The sequence below is a fragment of the Paenibacillus sp. Y916 genome (assembly GCF_056786435.1).
The window spans coordinates 320,361-337,742 of sequence record NZ_JBXCJA010000001.1 but is presented as its reverse complement, the minus strand read 5'-3'; the positions used below and the strand labels follow the sequence as shown (position 1 = coordinate 337,742).

Sequence of the window (17,382 nt, the reverse complement as noted above, 5' to 3'; positions counted from 1 at the left end):
CTTATTGAGCTCCTCTCGCACTTGCGGATATTTCAGCTTGACGTGATCTAACGGGATGGTTAACTTTATGATCCGCGATCATTTGTAGAAATTCATCGAATAAGTAGTTACTTTCTTGTGGACCAGGTGCCGCCTCCGGATGATATTGAACAGAAAATGCCGGATGTACACGATGCTTCAGACCTTCAACTGTTTTATCATTATTGTTAATATGGGTAACTTCTAATTCCGTACCTTGAATGGAACTTTCCGTTACAGCATATCCATGATTCTGTGATGTGATATAACAACGATTCGTCGCTAGATCCTTCACAGGATGGTTACCTCCACGATGTCCAAACTTTAATTTCTCCGTATCCGCGCCACTAGCTAAAGCGAATAATTGATGCCCAAGACAAATTCCGAAGATCGGATATTCACCAATCAACTCTGACACTGTGCGAATAGCTTCTGGAACATCCTTCGGATCCCCAGGGCCATTAGATAACAGAATTCCATCAGGACGCATATGACGAATTTGCTCTGCAGTGGTGTCATGAGGAACAATAACAACATCACAATTACGTTCATTAAGCTCGCGCAATATTCCATTTTTCGATCCAAAGTCTACAAGTACGATCCGTTCCTTCGATCCTGGGTTCGTATAAATATTATTCGTTGAGGTACGTGCCACCTGATCTCTCAGAATTTCACTACCCGTTAAACGCTCTTGCAACTCTTCTACTGATGCTGCTGATGTCGTTAGAATCCCTTTCATCGTACCATGGCTACGAATCATTCGAGTCAACATACGTGTGTCAATCTCACTAATCCCTACAATGCCATGTTCCTTCAGAAGCTCATCAAGACTATACTCCGCACGCCAGTTACTTGGAACTGGTTCATGACGGCGAACAACAAATCCGTGAATAAACGGTACATAGGACTCGAAATCATCGCGTGTAATCCCGTAGTTACCCATTAATGGTTGAGTCATCGTTACAATCTGACCACAATAGGACGGATCAGACAATACCTCTTGATATCCTGTAATTCCTGTGTTAAATACAACTTCACCTGTTGATTCACCCTCCGCACCAAATGCCAATCCCGTAAACAATGTCCCGTTCTCTAATAATAATCTTGCCTGCATTTCCTTCCACTCCCTCTGTCATTTACTCTTGTACTCTATATTTAGCCTGCTCTTATCCATTCATGTTGTGTACCAGTTACTTTCGTAAACCTTATTCCGACCAGACTAATCTTCCATCAACCCAAGTTTTAACTGGCCAACCTTTTAGCTTCCAGCCTGTGAATGGCGTATTCCGACCTTTAGATAGAAATTGTTCCGGATCAACACTCTTCTCAGATTCTAGGTCAATCATCGTTAGATCAGCTGGTCTTCCAGCTTCAAGTTGTCCCGAATTCAGACCGAACACTTTAGCTGGGTCAGCAGTCATCCGTTGTACAAGGAAGGACAAATCCCAAAGTCCTGTCTCTACAAATTTAGTGTACAGAAGTGGGAATGCTGTCTCGAACCCGACGATACCAAACGGAGCAAGCTCCATCCCTTTCGCTTTCTCGTCAGCACTATGTGGGGCATGATCTGTAACAATCATATCTAGTGTTCCATCAAGTAAACCTTCGATACAAGCTTCAACATCCCGCTTCGAACGCAGGGGAGGATTCATTTTCCAATTGGCATCAAGTCCCGGAATATCTTCTTCCGATAGAACCAAATGGTGTGGACATACTTCGGCAGTCACATGAATACCAATTGCTTTTGCTTGGCGAATCAATCGAACCGATTGCTCTGTACTCACATGGCAGACATGATAATGCACACCCGTAGCCTCTGCCAACAGAATATCACGCCCTACATGGATAGCTTCCGATTCATTCGGAATACCCTTCAGGCCGTGTTTCTTCGCGAACTCACCTTCTGCAACACACGCTCCAACGACTAGCGAGTTATCTTCACAGTGAGCAATGACAGGCATATGAAGCTCTGCCGCGATGACCATAGCATCCTTCATCATTTGTGCATTCTGCACACCGACTCCATCATCAGTGAAACCAATGGCTCCTGCTTCCTTTAGCGCTGCGAAATCCGTTAGTTCACGTCCGAGTTCATTCTTAGTAATAGCTGCATACGGTAGTACTTTCACAATTCCCGCTTGACTTGCTTTCTCAAGAATCAGGTTAATCACTTCAGGACTATCCGTTATAGGGCGCGTGTTAGGCATGCAGGCAATCGTAGTAAAACCACCTTTAGCTGCCGACCGGCTTCCACTTTCAATTGTTTCTTTATGTTCGAAACCTGGCTCACGTAAATGCACATGCATATCAATAAAACCTGGAGTCACTAATTTTCCTTCTGCATCGACAATTTCCGACGCCTCTTGTTGAATAGTTGAAAGGTCTACCTGAGCATCTACTAAAGACTTAATCTTGCCGTCCTCTAATAGAATATGCCGCTTCTCTAACTTCCCCTGCTTATCAAGAACACTCGCATTTGCAATAATGGTTAACATGACTACCTCCGCTTCTTGATTGCGCACTTTGGCTTCAATCTATTGTATAATAAAAATTCATGTTTGTGTATATTTATTAACTGATGAAATGATATCTTTTAGCCTAATGTCTTAATGCTCGCTCTATAACTGCCATTCTAATCGGAACGCCATTGCTCATTTGAGGGAATATCATCGACTGGGAACTTTCCACAACAGCATCATCAATCTCAACATTACGATTCACTGGTGCTGGATGCATAATAATTGTATTCTCAGATAGCTTCGCTGCTCTTGCTTCCGTCAGTCCATACCGTTCTCTGTATTCTTCCGACGACTTTAACAACCCTGTAGCATGACGCTCCAACTGCACTCTCAACATCATCACTACATCAGAGTCCATCGCTTCGTCCATCGTTACATAAGGTGCATGCTGTTCTAACTCTTGTGCAACCATACTGTCAGGCGCGCAGAAGTTAACCTTCGCTCCAAATTTCTGTAACGCCCATAGATTCGAACGTGCAACACGACTGTGTCGTATATCACCGATTATGGATACTTTCAACCCTTTTAGCTCACCAAATTTCTTGCGCATCGTGTATAAATCAAGCAACGCTTGAGTTGGGTGTTCATTGTTTCCGTCTCCCGCATTGATCAATGGAACTTTAACTGTCTGTGCTAAATTCTGGAGAACACCATCTGGTTTCAAACGAATGACTCCTACGTCGACCCCCATTGATTCGAGCGTCCGTACTGTATCATAGATCGATTCGCCCTTTTCTACACTAGAAGCTGCTGCTGTAAAGTTCAGAACCTGTGCCCCGAGACGTTTCTCAGCCATTTCAAATGAAAACCTTGTTCTTGTACTATTCTCAAAAAACATATTAGCAACAAAGTGTGAGCTTAAGATAGGTACAACCTTCTCTTGTTGTGCTTCCCAGTACGCTGCTCTATCCAATATCGACTCGATTTCATTTCGACTGATATCCTTTAGCCCAAGCAAACTGTGGTCCTTCAGGTTAGTTGCGATCATCATGCTCCGGCTCCTCTCTGTTCTGCAAAATCATAACCTGATCTTTATCGTCAATCTCTGACAATGTCACTTCAATTTCTTCCTTATTAGAAGTGGGAACGTTCTTCCCAATATAATCCGGTCGTATAGGTAGTTCCCGATGCCCACGATCTGCCAACACCGCCAATTGGATCATCCGCGGACGCCCGCAATCCATTAAAGCGTCCATCGCTGCACGAATGGTCCGTCCCGTATAAAGGACATCATCGAATAATATAATTGTTTTATCTTGTATGCTTACATTACCCAAGCTCTTCTTCAATAGATTCACAGCAGGATCACCATCTTGCTGAACTGGGGCAAGCTCTTCTAATCGATCATCCCGGTAGGCTGTCACATCCAACTCACCACAATGGATGGGCGTTCCTTCAATTTCCTGAATTCGCTCAGCGATTCTTTGTGCGATATAAACCCCTCGTGTTCGAATTCCGATAAGAATACAATTCTCAATCCCTTTATTTTTCTCTATAATTTCATGTGCAATTCTCGTTAAGGCCCGCCGTATAGCTGTTTCATCCATAATGACACGAACTTCTTTAACCATCATTTATTGCTCCTCTACAGGAATTTCTTCAACTCTCCCGTGACATACAAAAAACTCCTTGCCCAAAGGCAAGGAGTTTACTTCGTTATTCAATCGACATCCATCGGATTGAATAAGAGGACGCCCATTAACGACTCGTATATAACTATACGAGTGTTATTGCGGTGAACCTCGGTTCACGTAACCTTGCCAGTCTCACGGGACTGAATTAAAGGTGCTATTCATCTAAAAATTATTATGACAGACCTATGGAATGATGTCAACCGCCATCATCTGACATAATAAACTAAATATCGCTTTCTGTGTTATCAAAAGAGAACTTTTTGAACATCCTCAATCAGCGACTGCGCAGACTTGTAATTAGTTCTTGTAGGTCTGGAGGTATTTCGGCATTGAATTCCATATACTCACCGCTTGATGGATGTACAAACCCCAACACAGCTGCATGTAATGCCTGTCCAGCAAATTTGATACCTTTACCACGACCATAGATAGGGTCACCAACTAACGGATGTCCAATAAACTTCATATGAACACGGATTTGATGTGTTCGCCCTGTCTCCAACTTAAGTTCAAGTAATGTGTAATCACCTAGACGTTCCTTCACTGTGAAATGTGTCACGGCATTCTTACTGTTGTTCTCCTTAACCGTATACATCTTGCGATCCATCGGATCACGTCCAATGGGAGCATCCACCGTTCCTTGATCATGAGCAACACTACCATGAACAAGTGCCATATAGCGCCGAGTCACCGTATGCTCCTTCAACTGTCCTGCAAGCGAAGCATGCGACTTATCGTTTTTCGCGGCCATAATCAGTCCTGAAGTATCTTTATCAATACGATGTACGATACCCGGACGTAATTCACCATTAATCCCTGATAAATCTTTACAATGGTACATTAAAGCATTCACTAGCGTTCCTGAGGAATGCCCTGGTGCTGGATGCACCACCATCCCTCTTGGCTTATTCACGACGATAAGATCTTGATCCTCGTAAGCAACTTCCAGAGGAATATCTTGGGCTATAATCTCCACCGTTATTGGTTCAGGAACAATAACCTCTATTCGATCCCCTTGGGAAAGCTTATAGTTGGCTTTTACCGTACTTCCATTCACCTTAACGTCTTCACCCGTTATCCATATTTGGACCTGAGAACGGGAGATTTCTTCTCCCCACATCTCGGTAATATATTTATCAATTCGCTCTTTAGCAGAGCCCTCTTCAACTATAAATTCTCGAATATCTGATTCCGAATTAAACAACTCATCTTCGTATTTCTTGCTGTCATTCACGCTTCTTCATTTCCTTCCATATTCGGATTGGATGGTTGTCTTCTCATATCAAGGAAGGAGTCCAGGATAATCAATCCCACACCAACAACAATACAGGAATCTGCAACATTAAAAATCGGAAAAGTATAGCTTCCGAAGTTGAACTGCAAGAAATCCACCACTTCACCTGCTATGACACGGTCAATAAAATTGCCTAATGCTCCACCTAGTACTAAGCCAAGTGCCAGTGGCAACAATTTATTGCTCGTTTTCATCACTTTTTGTAAATACCAGATGATCGCAATAACCACTACAGTCGTAATGACGATAAAGAACCATCGCTGATCCTCAAGAATCCCAAATGCCGCACCACGATTACGATGCGATGTTATCAGAAAAAAGTTCCCAATGACAGGTATCTGTTCATTCAATTCCATTCGACTTGCAATCAAATATTTCGTTCCTTGATCCACTAGAAAAGCAACCACCGCGATTATGTAATATACCATAGAACAAGTCACTCCAATCTTATGGTTACCACCACTCGCACTAATCATCAGTGTATGGTAATAACTACGAATTACAGACCTGTTCATTGTAGCACAGGCGGTCTAAAGCCGTCCATAAAGGACCAATGGCGAGAACATTTCCCTTACGTAAAATAACACAATTGCGCACACTATATAGCAAGAGAGTAACCTAGCCTTCTCCCAACAGTTTAGAAAGGAGCCACCATGACAAATTCACTTACATCAACAGAACTAAATCATTTACGACAAATGTTAGAACTTGAACAAGATGCTATTGTCCGCCGTACTAAGCAGAACGAACATTACGGGCTTGAAGATTCCTTACGTTATCAGACAGGTGAACTGTCCAGTATTGACAACCATCCAGCTGACGTAGCCACTGAACTGTATTACCGCAGTATGGACATCTCCCTTCTCGAACACGATGATTTACAGTTGGAGCGAGTTGAGTCTGCTCTAACTCAGATGAATGAAGGTACGTATGGAGTCTGCAATGTTTGTCATCAAGCTATTCCTTATGATCGTCTCCTTGCTGTTCCAGCAACACAATATTGTAAGGAGCATTCCCCACGGCAACATGTTTCGGATGATCGCCCTATAGAAGAACAGCTCCTTATGCCTCCATTTGGTCGAACAAGCTTAGATGAACGTGACGATCAGAACGGGTTCGATGGAGAAGATGCTTGGCAAATAGTAGAACAATGGGGTACATCCAATTCTCCTGCCATGGCAGAAGACAATCAGATCGAAAGTTATAATGAAATGGCTATTGAAGCAGACGACGAAATAGAAGGCTGCGTTGAGTCCCTAGAAAGCTTTATAGCAGCAGATATTGAAGGTTATCCCATAGGCATTATTCGCAATCGTCATTATCTCAAATATATGGAAACTGGAGAAGGTATTGATTCATTTATCGAACAAGATGATAACTGAAATCATGGAGCACTAATTAATAATTCAATTCTAATTGCCGTTGCACGATGCGTACAATATCTGCAATATAATCCCCAATAATCGGTAAGTTCAAAGCTCCGAGCGCTTGTAGGAAATAAATAATAGTCGCTGCAAAAAAAGTAAAACCAATAGCGATTCCTACACCGCGCGCAGTACCTGACAGTATATTAAGCCAAATTAAACGCCATGGTCGATGTAATAGTTCCGTGTATTGTGCAATACGTGACTTCTCCAACTGGTTTGCCATCTTCATCATCAAATTATAGGTATCTTCTGAACGATCTTGCTTCAAAGAAGATTCTTCTTTTTCTTCCACCATTTCTTCGACTCCTTTTGAAAACCCCTCATTGGCAAGAAGAAACGAGCCTTAAGCCCGTTCGGGAATAGTTCTTCCCGACTCTTGGGTCTTAAGGCTCGTTGTTCTTTAATTGCGTCTATTATGTCCCAAAAGACATTGTATTAATCTGCAATATAGATACCAACTGGCTTTCCAGCGAGCTCAACTTGTTCCATCGATTCTTTTGAACCGAACAACAATTCATTTACTAATACATTTTCTCGTAATACATGATCGAATGCTGTAATCGCTTCTTTCAGCTCATCATCGACATCCAGTGTCAAGACAACACGCTTCTCAATCGGTAGATCAAGCTTCTTGCGGTAATCTTGAACTGCTCGAATCACCTCGCGAACCCAACCTTCTTGTACTAACTCAGGAGTAATTTCCGTATTCAAAGCAACTGTAATCCCATACCCTGAAGCGGAAGAAAAACCAGATTTAGCCTGTTTATCAATCAACAATTCATCTAGAGTAATTTGAAACTCTTCACCTTCAGGTGAAGTAACATGAAGAATGCCACTTTCTACAACTTTACGCGTCTCTTCTGAAGACATTCCTTTGAAGTGGTTTTGCAAGAACCCTACGTTTTTACCGTATTTTTTACCGCCAATTTTCAAATTAAGCTTAAATGTGAGATCAACAAATCCACTATCATCGGTCTCTGTAATGATTGCTTTCACATTAATCTCTTCTTTGATAATATCCTCGTATCCCGGAAGATCAAACCCACGATCAATTGATACAATTAATTCGGACAACGGCTGACGTGTCTTAAGACCCGTCTCATTACGTACGTTACGCGCAAGTTCCACAATACGACGTGCTGTCTCCATATCGCGTTCTAGTGCCTCATCAATTAGAGCTTCGTTCGCTTGTGGATAATCATCAAGATGGACACTCTCTCCACCGCTAAGGTTAAGGTATATGTCTTCAGCTAGCATAGGTGTGAACGGTGCAATCAGCTTTGCCGTCGTGATCATGACTTTTGTCAATGTACGGTAAGCATCCAACTTGTCTTCGGTCAGCCCACTTCCCCAGAACCGATCACGTGAACGACGGATATACCAGTTACTAAGCTCATCAACGAACGCCTCAATAGCTTTTGACGCATTCAAGAAATCATTCACAGCTAATCCTTTGTCCACTGTCTTGATCAGACTATTCAAACGCGACAATATCCAACGGTCAAGCTTGTGATTGGATGGTTGGAACGGATGTTCAGACGGTTTATAACCATCAATGCTCGCATATAAGGTTAAGAACGCATGCGTATTGACGAGTGTATCCACCAACTTGGACTTCGCTTCCCCAACAATTCCTTTAGAGAACCGTTTGCTGTTCCAAGGTGCACTATCAGATAGTAGCGCCCAACGGAATGCATCCGTACCATACTCTTCAATGATTTCCCATGGATCAATAACATTCCCTTTGGACTTAGACATCTTCTGTCCTTGTTCATCCAGCACATGTCCTGTCGCCATAACCGCTTTGTACGGAGCTTTCCCTGTCAGAAGCGTAGATACAGCCAGAAGACTATAGAACCATCCACGTGTCTGATCAATCCCTTCACAGATCATATCTGCAGGATACTGTTGCTCGAACGTTTCTTGATTCTCAAAAGGATAATGTTGCTGTGCAAACGGCATGGAGCCACTATCAAACCACACATCGATCACTTCTGGTGTACGACTCATGATGTATTTACCACATGAACTGCGAACTTTCACTTCATCCACATACGGCTTGTGTAACTCTAAATCTTCGGGAACATCTCCAATAGCTCGAGCTCTGAGGTCCGCAATACTATGAGGTGCGAACAGTTCGCCCGTTTCATCACAGATCCAGATGTTCAGCGGCGTACCCCAATAACGATCACGGCTAATATTCCAATCCACCAGATCCTCTAGAAATTTACCGAAACGCCCTTCACGTACATGACCTGGATACCAGTCAACCTCATTGTTGTTAGCAATCAATTGATCCTTAATCGCCGTTGTCTTAATGAACCAACTATCCATTGCATAGTAAAGTAACGGAGTATCACAGCGCCAGCAGAACGGATAACTATGCTCATACTTCTCTTTACTGTACAGCAAGCCCCGTTCAGAGAGCATTTTAATAATATCCACATCACAGTCTTTCACAAATCGTCCTGCCAAATCCGTCACTTCATCCACATAACAACCTTGCAGATTCACAACATTCACAAAACTAATGTCATTCTCTTTACATACTCTATAGTCATCTTCACCGTGAGCTGGCGCTAAATGAACGATACCTGTACCGCTAGCATCTGTTACAAACTTCGCACCCAAGATGACATTCGCTTTCTCTAATTGAGTATACTTAAATGGTGGATCATACGTCTTGCCAACTAACTCCGAACCTTTCAGAGTGCCGATCACCTCGTGATCACCATGCATGACATCCTCCACTAATTTCTTAGCAACGATATAAATGCCATCTTCCTGCTTCACACGTGCATATTCCATATCCGGATTCACAGCAAGAGCTACGTGTGCAGGTAATGTCCAAGGTGTAGTCGTCCAAGCTAGAACATATTCACCACTATCATGTAGCTTGAACTTAGCCGTAGCACTCAGATCTTTAATATCCTTATATCCTTGCGCAACCTCATGCGAACTGAGTGACGTCTGGCAATCCGGACAATACGGGCTGACCCGATGACCGCGATATAATAAGCCTTTGTCATGCACAGTCGCTAATATATTCCATACACTCTCGATATATTTGTTGTCCAACGTAATATATGGATCATCGAGATCTGTCCAGTAGCCAATCGCTTCTGTCAGTTCACGCCATTGTTCCTCATAGACAAACACACTTTCCTTACACTTCTTAATAAAAGCTTCTACGCCATACTCTTCGATCTCGTGCTTATGCGTAATTCCAAGTTGCTTCTGCACGCCTAACTCTACTGGCAGACCATGCGTATCCCAACCTGCCTTACGTACGACACGATACCCTTTCATCGTCTGGTAACGACCGACGAAATCCTTAATAACCCGCCCTAGAACATGCCCAATATGCGGCTTCCCGTTCGCTGTCGGTGGCCCCTCATAAAATACAAAATTCGGTTTACCTTCACGGCGATCTATAGACTTACGAAACGTTCCTTCATCATTCCATTTCTGCAAAATACGTTGTTCTCTAGCGCGTGCCTTTTCTTTGACATCGACTCTTTCCATGAATGCTCATTCCTTTCAATAATAGTGTTCGCGGATGCCATCCCCCTAAGTCCCCCTTTGTAAGGGGGATTCCAAGGGCTAGCCCTCTGGACACCCAAAATTTCGTCGTGATTCCTACATCGTCTGTTGACCTGCACCCAAGTAACTACTTCGCCGTGGTGGAAGGACCCCGAGGACGTTTCCGAAGGAGAGTCGAGGTCGGGACTTTCACCACCCTCAACTAACTTAGAAACGCTCGCCGCCCCTCACTCGTCTGTTGACCTGCACCATAACAACTTCTCCGCTGTAGTGAAAGGACCCCGTAGACGTTCCCGAAGGGGAGTCGAGGTCGGGACTTTCACCACCCTCAACTAACTTAGAAACGCTCGCCGCCCCTCATTCGTCTGTTGACCTACACCATAACAACTTCTCCGCTGTAGTGAAAGGACCCCGTAGACGTTCCCGAAGAGGAGTCGAGGTCGGGACTTTCACCACCCTCAACTAACTCAGTAGCGCTCGCCGTCTCTCATTCGACAGTGAGTGCATGATACGCGAAGCGGCCAGGCACCCTTCGTATGGAAGGTGGCCGAAGATGATCCCAGAGGGGAGTCGAGGAAGAACCGTTCCCACCTCTACCCTAACTTCCCTCCGCCTACTAACTCCCTCCACCAAACTTTCGGGTGTCCAGAGGGCAGAGCCCTTGGAATCCCCCTTATTAAGGGGGACTTAGGGGGATCATCAGCACGACAAAAAAAGCCCCATCCCCAAAGGGACGAGACTTCAGCTCGCGTTACCACCCTAATTTCGCTCATCAAAAAAACTCTCGATAAGCGACACCTCAAGTCCTTGCTGATCTTAACAGCATGGAGCCGATATAACGTTCGGCAGTCCGATTCAGCTTACACATGTCAGAGACATTTCAGCTTCACTTCTCCGGGAGGATCTTCCACATAAGGTCTGAACATTGGCTTTCAGCGCTCGCCAACTCTCTGCTGAACAGTTCCTCAAGGTACTTATCCCATCATCAAATCTTTATAAACGAATTCGATTAATTAAATTAGATCATGACTCTATTTATAGCTTTTTTCAAGAAAAAAGTCAAACCGATAAGAGCCTATAACGCTTCCCTAATTTCATCACGACTCTCTAATGTATCCCAACCATCCATACTTAGCAGCTCCAGCTGAGCTTCAACAAGTGTCCGGAAGCGAGTGCGGTAAATGGAAGCCTGCTTCTTCAACTCTTCAATCTCCATCGCAATTTTACGTGATTTAGATAATGCCTCATTTATGATTCGATCCGCATTCTTCTCTGCTTCCTTAAGAATCAATTGAGATTCCTTCTTCGCATTGCTCTTCACATCATCTGCAGCTTCTTGTGCAACAATGATTGTCTTAGAAAGAGAATCCTCAATATTAACGAAATGATCTAATCTCTCCTGTAGTGTGAACATTTGATTGTGTAGTTCCTTATTCTCCCGAATAACACTCTCGTAATCCTTAATCACTTGATCCAGAAATTCATTAACTTCATCTTCATCATAACCGCGGATACGGCGGCCAAATTCTTTGTTATGTATATCCAATGGTGTTAACGACATGGATGTGCACCTCCTGAAAATTTCGGCATTCAAATTAGAGTGAAATATACTATTCTCTTAAATATAGTCTTGGATAACTCAATTCGACAAGAAGTTCCTACTTCCTGCAAAGTATTCACACAAACTTTCCGATTCTCACTCGATACCGTCCCTTTTTCGTCAATCCGCCAGCCTCTAGCACCTTGAACCGTCCAAAACCTTGCAAAGAAACTACATCGCCCTCTTTCAATGCAAAGGATGGGTCTTCCACTACCTTCCAGCTCACGCGACATCTTCCGGCTTTGATCGGGACTAGAATTTTGCTGCGACTTAATCGGTATACATCTGAAGCGATCCCATCGAGACGCAAGGAAGCCACCGTAAGGTCCAGGGTATCAAGCGAGACCTGGCTTGTCCGCAGTGCCTCTAGCGGCAGAATCTCACTCTGCACATGAATACGATGTACTTGATTAAGCTGCATATGAAGATAGGATGCGATATCCTCTCCAACAATAGAGTGACATCCGTCATCCAAAACATGAATATCACCAATCTTACTCCGCTTAATACCTAAATTTAAAATAGCACCCATGTAATCACCATGATCAAGTTCTAGAAACTTCTGATCCCCAGAATAAATACTAAGCACAACTAAACCCATACCTTCATCTTCCAGATTACGATAATCAGGCGCAATGATTGCACGGCATCTTTCAGCTCCATCGTAACCACCATCTAAGCGCATATGTACGTCAGGATGCCGATTAACTAACGTTTGCAGGATGAAAGCTTGCCTTGGATCTAAGAAATCCGTAAGCTTCAGCTCATGATATTCACCAGCGTTCACTACCCATTCCCATGCTCTGTCCACAAACTCTCTCTCGTCTTGGTGGAAATGATCTAATATTTCTTTCACCATAACTATACCTAAAAGAATATAGAGCGGATAAGAAATATCAATCCACCTTGTACAAATTGTAATACAAACAACCCAATGATAGGTGAAATATCAATCATGCCCATGATAGGTGGGATGAATCGGCGGAATGGGGCTAAATAAGGTTCAACCAACTTTGTCAGTAACTCACCAATGAAATTATCACGTAAATTCGGAAGCCAAGACATTAATATATAAATCACAATCATGTAACGGTAAATCAGAAACAACATATTAATAATCCGTTCAACTTCGTACAAAACTGGTTCACCTCATTCTGTTATGATCTAAGTTCTTCAGCTAAAATCTCGGAAATATTCCCTTCGATTTCAACCGTATCTGGGGTGCATAGAAATATGTTACCACCAATTTTCGAAATACTTCCACTCAATGCATACACGGTTCCACTAACGAAATCAATAATACGGAATGCTTGATCATTCCGTACACGTTGTAAATTCATAACAACGGTGCGATGGGAACGTAAATGGTCGGCAATCTCCTGTGCTTCATCATATGAGCGTGGCTCGTATAGTACTACTTTAACATTTTTTTGTGAGTGAATGCTAACTACATTACTTCTTTGGTTCTTACGTGGTTCTGTATTCATTGTTCCAAAGTCCTCTTCATCAACGGCAAGAGGCTCACGCTCGATCACTTCTTCTTCCTCCTGCAAGCCCATGAAACTCATAAAACGATTCATAACCCCCATATTTACCCCTCCTCTTTCCCCATTAGAATAGATCCTAAACGTACCCATGTAGAGCCTTCCTCAATCGCGACTTCGAAATCATTCGACATTCCCATAGATAATTCAGTAATAGGTTCACGTGTTAGGGACTGACGGTTAAGTTCATCTCTCAAATTCCTTAGACCCCTGAATATCGGTCGTGTATCTTCAGGATTCCCCTCAAATGGTGCCATAGTCATCAATCCAACGACTCGGATATGTTTGAACGGCTCTATCTCTTTAAGAAAAGACGCTACATTCTCAGGTGCTAAACCATATTTCGTATCTTCTCCTGAAATATTAACTTGAACAAATACTTTTACCTCTATACCTAAGAAACTTGCTCGCTTCTCTAATTCTTTAGCTAGAGACAGCTTGTCTAACGAATGGATATATTGAAATTTATTGATGATGTCCTTCACTTTATTACTCTGAAGATGTCCAATGAAATGCCATACTCCTTCTTCACCTAATGCATTCCACTTCGCTTCAGCATTCTGCCAACGATTCTCACCTACATGAATAAATCCATGACTCATCATCTCAGCAGTCATTTCTAAAGATGCATACTTAGTAACGGCAATCACATTAACATCTTCTCTTAATCTTCCACTTCTTATGCAAGCATCGTTAATTCGAGTTTCTACGTCGTTCATTCGATCTTTCATTGTCAAAGAAAAAACCACCTCACTTTATGCCAATCCAGCTCGCCATGCGTCCTGTAACTCCTCCATCTTTACGATAAGAGAAGAATAAATCATTGCGACAGCTTGTACACCATGTTGTACATTCGATATGAGTCGGCAATATTCCTGCTTCCATCATAATGTGTCGATTCATTTCTTTCAAGTTTAACATACTTTTTCCAGATTCCTTATTCTGATACCAAGATGGAGAATGAAGATCGTTATCCTTATTTCCCTTTTCCAATTTATACACATGTGACATTACTTTGTCATCTACCTCATAACAGCATGAACCAATGGATGGTCCAATGGCAGCTCTAATATCAGCAATATCACTCCCATATTGTTGTTTCATCCTATCCACCATGTTTGATGCTATTCCTGACACAGTGCCCTTCCAACCTGCATGAGCAAGCCCAACGACCTGTTTCATCTGATCATAGAAATAAAGGGGTACGCAATCTGCATAAAAAGAAGTCAACAGTACGCCAGGAACATTTGTTAATAAACCATCTGTATTTTGAAATGCAGACGATCTATCCTTGTTCCCACGGCCTATATCACTTGGGTATACCGTCTCTATATGGTTACTATGAACCTGTTCACCGCAAGTCCATGCATCTAATGAATAGCCAAGTGATTCAACCAAAGCAATCCTATTATTTATCACATCTGTCGAATCATCAGCAACATGAAAGGCACAATTCAGACTATGATATGGGGCCTGACTTGTTCCTCCTTGTCGTCCAGTGAATCCAGCAGTTATAGTTTGGTAAGTATTCCACGGCTCCAACATAAACAACGCAGGGTGATTCTCTTTAGGGTTTTTCAATACAAACGGTTCCATACGCCTCACCTCTGTTCTAGTGTAACATATTTTTTTTCAAAAGAGCCTAATAGTGCGGCCTACGATCATTTCGCTCTATTCGCTCGCTCTCTTTCTCCTCTTTTATAACCTTGATTTCATCTATCTTCACTAACACGACATCTGATCCTATTTTCACAATTTGATGCCAAGGAATAATAATATCACTTCGACCACCAAAGAGCCCCATAAACCTACTGTAACTCGGCACAACGATCGCCTCAATTCTTCCCTGACGGAGGTCAAGTTCTAAATCACTGATCTGGCCCAATCGTTTCCCGTCTATAATGTTAATAACATCCTTCGTTTGAAAATCAGATATTTTCATTTTCATCCCACCATATCTTTTTCTGGAATCTCAACTTCATACCCACACGAAAAGAGACATATGGTTAATATATGTGAATACTGGTTCACTATAACCTATAATCACCTTCCATCTCTGAAATAGGATAACTCTTATCTTCGGAATGATATATTTTCTTATAGCTCAACAAAAAAGCGATCCCTTGGGATCGCCTTTTTGTTATATTTACAATCTTTACGCTAATACAACTAGCTTTACGATTTCACATGTTTCTGCATTTGCTGGATAGCCGATTTCTCTAACCTTGATACCTGTGCTTGAGAAATACCAATCTCATCTGCAACCTCCATTTGTGTTTTCCCCTCGAAGAAACGCATGGAGAGAATCATCTTTTCTCGTTGTCCTAATCTGTGCATCGCTTCTCTTAAAGCAATTTCCTCAATCCAAGAAACGTCTTTGTTCTTATCATCACTAATCTGATCCATCACATATATCGGATCACCACCATCGTGATAAATCGGTTCGAACAACGATACAGGATCCTGGATCGCATCCAATGCGAATACTATATCTTCCTTCGGCACATTAAGTAGCGCAGATATTTCAAATATTGTTGGTTCTCTACAATTCTGATTCGTCAAGGAATCGCGGGCTTGAAGTGCCTTATATGCTATATCACGTAATGATCGTGATACTCTTATTGGATTATTATCCCGCAAATACCGTCGAATCTCTCCAATAATCATGGGTACCGCATACGTGGAGAATTTTACATTTTGCGACAAATCGAAATTATCAATAGCTTTCATTAGTCCAATACAGCCTACTTGAAATAAATCGTCGACGAATTCCCCCCGATTATTAAACCTTTGAATAACACTCAGTACTAATCTCAAATTTCCATTGACCAATTTTTCCCTAGCTGAACGTTCATTATGTTGTTGTAAGGCATGAAACAACTCCCGCATTTCCACATTGGTTAGAACTGGAAGCTTCGCTGTATCTACCCCACAAATTTCAACTTTGTTTCGGGTCATGATGATTTACCTCCCAAGGAGAAACATTACTGTACATTATCTCCCGAGAGGCTCATTTTATTCCTAATTTATAGTTCGAGTTCAAAAAGTCATTTTTTGAACTCGAACTATAAACGAACTACACCATCTTATTAAATTCCTTACGCAGTCGTTTAATAATTCTCTTCTCTAGCCTTGAGATGTAGGACTGAGAAATTCCTAGCATATCTGCTACATCTTTTTGTGTCTTTTCCTCACCATCCTGTAATCCGAATCGAAGTTCCATGATTGTCCGTTCTCTTTCGGTTAGCTTCTCAAGTGCTTTATGCAATAATTTACGATCCACTTGCTCCTCAATATTACGATAGATAATGTCATTCTCTGTACCCATTACATCAGATAACAATAATTCATTACCGTCCCAATCGATATTTAATGGTTCATCAAAGGAAACTTCACTTCTTATTTTATTATTTCGCCGTAAATACATTAATATCTCATTCTCAATACAACGTGAAGCATATGTGGCAAGTTTTATTTTTTTCTCAGGGTCAAACGTATTCACAGCCTTAATCAGGCCGATAGCTCCAATAGATACCAGATCCTCAATATTAATACCTGTATTCTCAAATTTGCGAGCAATATACACGACCAATCTCAAATTACGTTCAATTAGCATGGCCCGAATTGCAGCATCACCTGTGGATAACCGTTGCAGTAAATATTCCTCTTCGTCACGCGTTAAAGGTGGAGGAAGAGCTTCACTACCACCTATGTAATATATCTCTTCACTCTTTAATCCAATTAAAAAAAGAACACGATAATATTGCAGTTGTGCAACCAATTTCCACTTTGCTAATATCATT

Annotated in this window: 17 protein-coding genes, 1 pseudogene and 1 other annotated feature; of the genes and pseudogenes, 1 reads left to right on the top strand and 17 read right to left on the bottom strand. The window is 42.2% G+C overall.

Translation table 11 applies throughout. The features are described 5' to 3' along the window. Position 1: 1 nt before the first annotated feature. The 6 genes from carA to lspA form a co-directional block, all read right to left on the bottom strand. Entirely contained in the window at positions 2 to 1,132 is a 1,131-nt protein-coding gene (gene carA, locus AC1TO9_RS01500) for a glutamine-hydrolyzing carbamoyl-phosphate synthase small subunit (protein WP_482054735.1), read from the bottom strand. 91 nt (positions 1,133 to 1,223) lie between these two features. Further along, positions 1,224 to 2,513 (bottom strand): dihydroorotase, encoded by a 1,290-nt coding sequence (locus tag AC1TO9_RS01495; RefSeq protein WP_482054734.1) that lies wholly within the window; start codon positions 2,511 to 2,513, stop codon positions 1,224 to 1,226. Positions 2,514 to 2,616: 103 nt separating this feature from the next. Beyond that, positions 2,617 to 3,528, bottom strand: a complete 912-nt coding sequence (locus AC1TO9_RS01490) for an aspartate carbamoyltransferase catalytic subunit (RefSeq protein WP_482054733.1) — start codon at positions 3,526 to 3,528, stop codon at positions 2,617 to 2,619. Further along, positions 3,512 to 4,108 (bottom strand): bifunctional pyr operon transcriptional regulator/uracil phosphoribosyltransferase PyrR, encoded by a 597-nt coding sequence (gene pyrR, locus AC1TO9_RS01485; RefSeq protein ID WP_482058393.1) that lies wholly within the window; start codon positions 4,106 to 4,108, stop codon positions 3,512 to 3,514. Before pyrR ends, AC1TO9_RS01490 begins: the two co-directional genes overlap by 17 nt. Positions 4,109 to 4,445: 337 nt before the next feature. After that, the gene (locus AC1TO9_RS01480) at positions 4,446 to 5,405 is read right to left on the bottom strand and encodes an RluA family pseudouridine synthase (protein ID WP_482054732.1); all 960 of its coding nucleotides are present in this window, start codon (positions 5,403 to 5,405) and stop codon (positions 4,446 to 4,448) included. Continuing rightward, positions 5,402 to 5,893: a signal peptidase II gene (gene lspA, locus AC1TO9_RS01475; protein WP_482055231.1), complete on the bottom strand. Its 492-nt coding sequence runs from the start codon at positions 5,891 to 5,893 to the stop codon at positions 5,402 to 5,404. The genes AC1TO9_RS01480 and lspA overlap by 4 nt, the downstream gene beginning before the upstream one ends. A gap of 225 nt (positions 5,894 to 6,118) precedes the next feature. On the opposite strand from lspA, the gene AC1TO9_RS01470 reads away from it, so the two are divergent. Beyond that, a complete protein-coding gene (locus AC1TO9_RS01470) occupies positions 6,119 to 6,847 on the top strand; it encodes a TraR/DksA C4-type zinc finger protein (protein WP_482058191.1) in 729 nt (242 codons plus the stop codon). A 16-nt stretch (positions 6,848 to 6,863) separates the two neighbouring features. Here AC1TO9_RS01470 and AC1TO9_RS01465 read toward each other — a convergent pair whose 3' ends face one another. The 11 genes and pseudogenes from AC1TO9_RS01465 to sigE form a co-directional block, all read right to left on the bottom strand. After that, positions 6,864 to 7,187, bottom strand: a complete 324-nt coding sequence (locus AC1TO9_RS01465) for a DUF5665 domain-containing protein (RefSeq protein ID WP_482058190.1) — start codon at positions 7,185 to 7,187, stop codon at positions 6,864 to 6,866. Positions 7,188 to 7,327: 140 nt separating this feature from the next. Further along, a complete protein-coding gene (ileS, locus tag AC1TO9_RS01460) occupies positions 7,328 to 10,417 on the bottom strand; it encodes an isoleucine--tRNA ligase (RefSeq protein ID WP_482054729.1) in 3,090 nt (1,029 codons plus the stop codon). Positions 10,418 to 11,161: 744 nt separating this feature from the next. Then, positions 11,162 to 11,430 (bottom strand) — a binding site (T-box leader). Between the two features lie 80 nt (positions 11,431 to 11,510). Next, positions 11,511 to 11,996, bottom strand: a complete 486-nt coding sequence (locus tag AC1TO9_RS01455) for a DivIVA domain-containing protein (protein WP_482054728.1) — start codon at positions 11,994 to 11,996, stop codon at positions 11,511 to 11,513. Between the two features lie 115 nt (positions 11,997 to 12,111). After that, the gene (locus tag AC1TO9_RS01450) at positions 12,112 to 12,894 is read right to left on the bottom strand and encodes a YlmH family RNA-binding protein (RefSeq protein WP_482054727.1); all 783 of its coding nucleotides are present in this window, start codon (positions 12,892 to 12,894) and stop codon (positions 12,112 to 12,114) included. Positions 12,895 to 12,902: 8 nt separating this feature from the next. After that, the gene (locus AC1TO9_RS01445; protein WP_482055230.1) at positions 12,903 to 13,145 is read right to left on the bottom strand and encodes a YggT family protein; all 243 of its coding nucleotides are present in this window, start codon (positions 13,143 to 13,145) and stop codon (positions 12,903 to 12,905) included. Positions 13,146 to 13,179: 34 nt separating this feature from the next. Beyond that, positions 13,180 to 13,624, bottom strand: a pseudogene (locus tag AC1TO9_RS01440) (cell division protein SepF). A 2-nt stretch (positions 13,625 to 13,626) separates the two neighbouring features. Next, complete coding sequence (locus AC1TO9_RS01435) at positions 13,627 to 14,310, bottom strand: YggS family pyridoxal phosphate-dependent enzyme (protein ID WP_482058392.1); 684 nt, start codon at positions 14,308 to 14,310, stop codon at positions 13,627 to 13,629. 19 nt (positions 14,311 to 14,329) lie between these two features. Next, a complete protein-coding gene (gene pgeF, locus AC1TO9_RS01430) occupies positions 14,330 to 15,175 on the bottom strand; it encodes a peptidoglycan editing factor PgeF (RefSeq protein ID WP_482054726.1) in 846 nt (281 codons plus the stop codon). 46 nt (positions 15,176 to 15,221) lie between these two features. Continuing rightward, positions 15,222 to 15,521, bottom strand: a complete 300-nt coding sequence (locus tag AC1TO9_RS01425; protein ID WP_482054725.1) for a YlmC/YmxH family sporulation protein — start codon at positions 15,519 to 15,521, stop codon at positions 15,222 to 15,224. Between the two features lie 233 nt (positions 15,522 to 15,754). Continuing rightward, positions 15,755 to 16,537 carry an RNA polymerase sporulation sigma factor SigG gene (gene sigG / locus AC1TO9_RS01420; protein WP_482054724.1) on the bottom strand — a complete coding sequence of 261 codons (783 nt, stop codon included), beginning with the start codon at positions 16,535 to 16,537 and terminating at the stop codon, positions 15,755 to 15,757. A gap of 118 nt (positions 16,538 to 16,655) precedes the next feature. Continuing rightward, positions 16,656 to 17,381 (bottom strand): RNA polymerase sporulation sigma factor SigE, encoded by a 726-nt coding sequence (gene sigE, locus AC1TO9_RS01415; RefSeq protein ID WP_482054723.1) that lies wholly within the window; start codon positions 17,379 to 17,381, stop codon positions 16,656 to 16,658. Position 17,382 lies beyond the last annotated feature (1 nt).

Excerpts from the sequence above, each read along its gene's own strand:
- pgeF (WP_482054726.1), bottom strand. The coding sequence starts at position 15,175 with ATGGAACCGTTTGTATTGAAAAACCCTAAAGAGAATCACCCTGCGTTG.
- AC1TO9_RS01490 (WP_482054733.1), bottom strand. The coding sequence starts at position 3,528 with ATGATGATCGCAACTAACCTGAAGGACCACAGTTTGCTTGGGCTAAAG.
- sigG (WP_482054724.1), bottom strand. The coding sequence starts at position 16,537 with ATGACCCGAAACAAAGTTGAAATTTGTGGGGTAGATACAGCGAAGCTT.
- AC1TO9_RS01455 (WP_482054728.1), bottom strand. The coding sequence starts at position 11,996 with ATGTCGTTAACACCATTGGATATACATAACAAAGAATTTGGCCGCCGT.
- lspA (WP_482055231.1), bottom strand. The coding sequence starts at position 5,893 with ATGGTATATTACATAATCGCGGTGGTTGCTTTTCTAGTGGATCAAGGA.
- AC1TO9_RS01425 (WP_482054725.1), bottom strand. The coding sequence starts at position 15,521 with ATGAAAATATCTGATTTTCAAACGAAGGATGTTATTAACATTATAGAC.
- AC1TO9_RS01465 (WP_482058190.1), bottom strand. The coding sequence starts at position 7,187 with ATGGTGGAAGAAAAAGAAGAATCTTCTTTGAAGCAAGATCGTTCAGAA.
- ileS (WP_482054729.1), bottom strand. The coding sequence starts at position 10,417 with ATGGAAAGAGTCGATGTCAAAGAAAAGGCACGCGCTAGAGAACAACGT.
- sigE (WP_482054723.1), bottom strand. The coding sequence starts at position 17,381 with ATGATATTAGCAAAGTGGAAATTGGTTGCACAACTGCAATATTATCGT.
- AC1TO9_RS01450 (WP_482054727.1), bottom strand. The coding sequence starts at position 12,894 with ATGGTGAAAGAAATATTAGATCATTTCCACCAAGACGAGAGAGAGTTT.
- AC1TO9_RS01495 (WP_482054734.1), bottom strand. The coding sequence starts at position 2,513 with ATGTTAACCATTATTGCAAATGCGAGTGTTCTTGATAAGCAGGGGAAG.
- AC1TO9_RS01435 (WP_482058392.1), bottom strand. The coding sequence starts at position 14,310 with ATGAAAGATCGAATGAACGACGTAGAAACTCGAATTAACGATGCTTGC.
- carA (WP_482054735.1), bottom strand. The coding sequence starts at position 1,132 with ATGCAGGCAAGATTATTATTAGAGAACGGGACATTGTTTACGGGATTG.
- AC1TO9_RS01470 (WP_482058191.1), top strand. The coding sequence starts at position 6,119 with ATGACAAATTCACTTACATCAACAGAACTAAATCATTTACGACAAATG.
- AC1TO9_RS01445 (WP_482055230.1), bottom strand. The coding sequence starts at position 13,145 with ATGTTGTTTCTGATTTACCGTTACATGATTGTGATTTATATATTAATG.
- pyrR (WP_482058393.1), bottom strand. The coding sequence starts at position 4,108 with ATGGTTAAAGAAGTTCGTGTCATTATGGATGAAACAGCTATACGGCGG.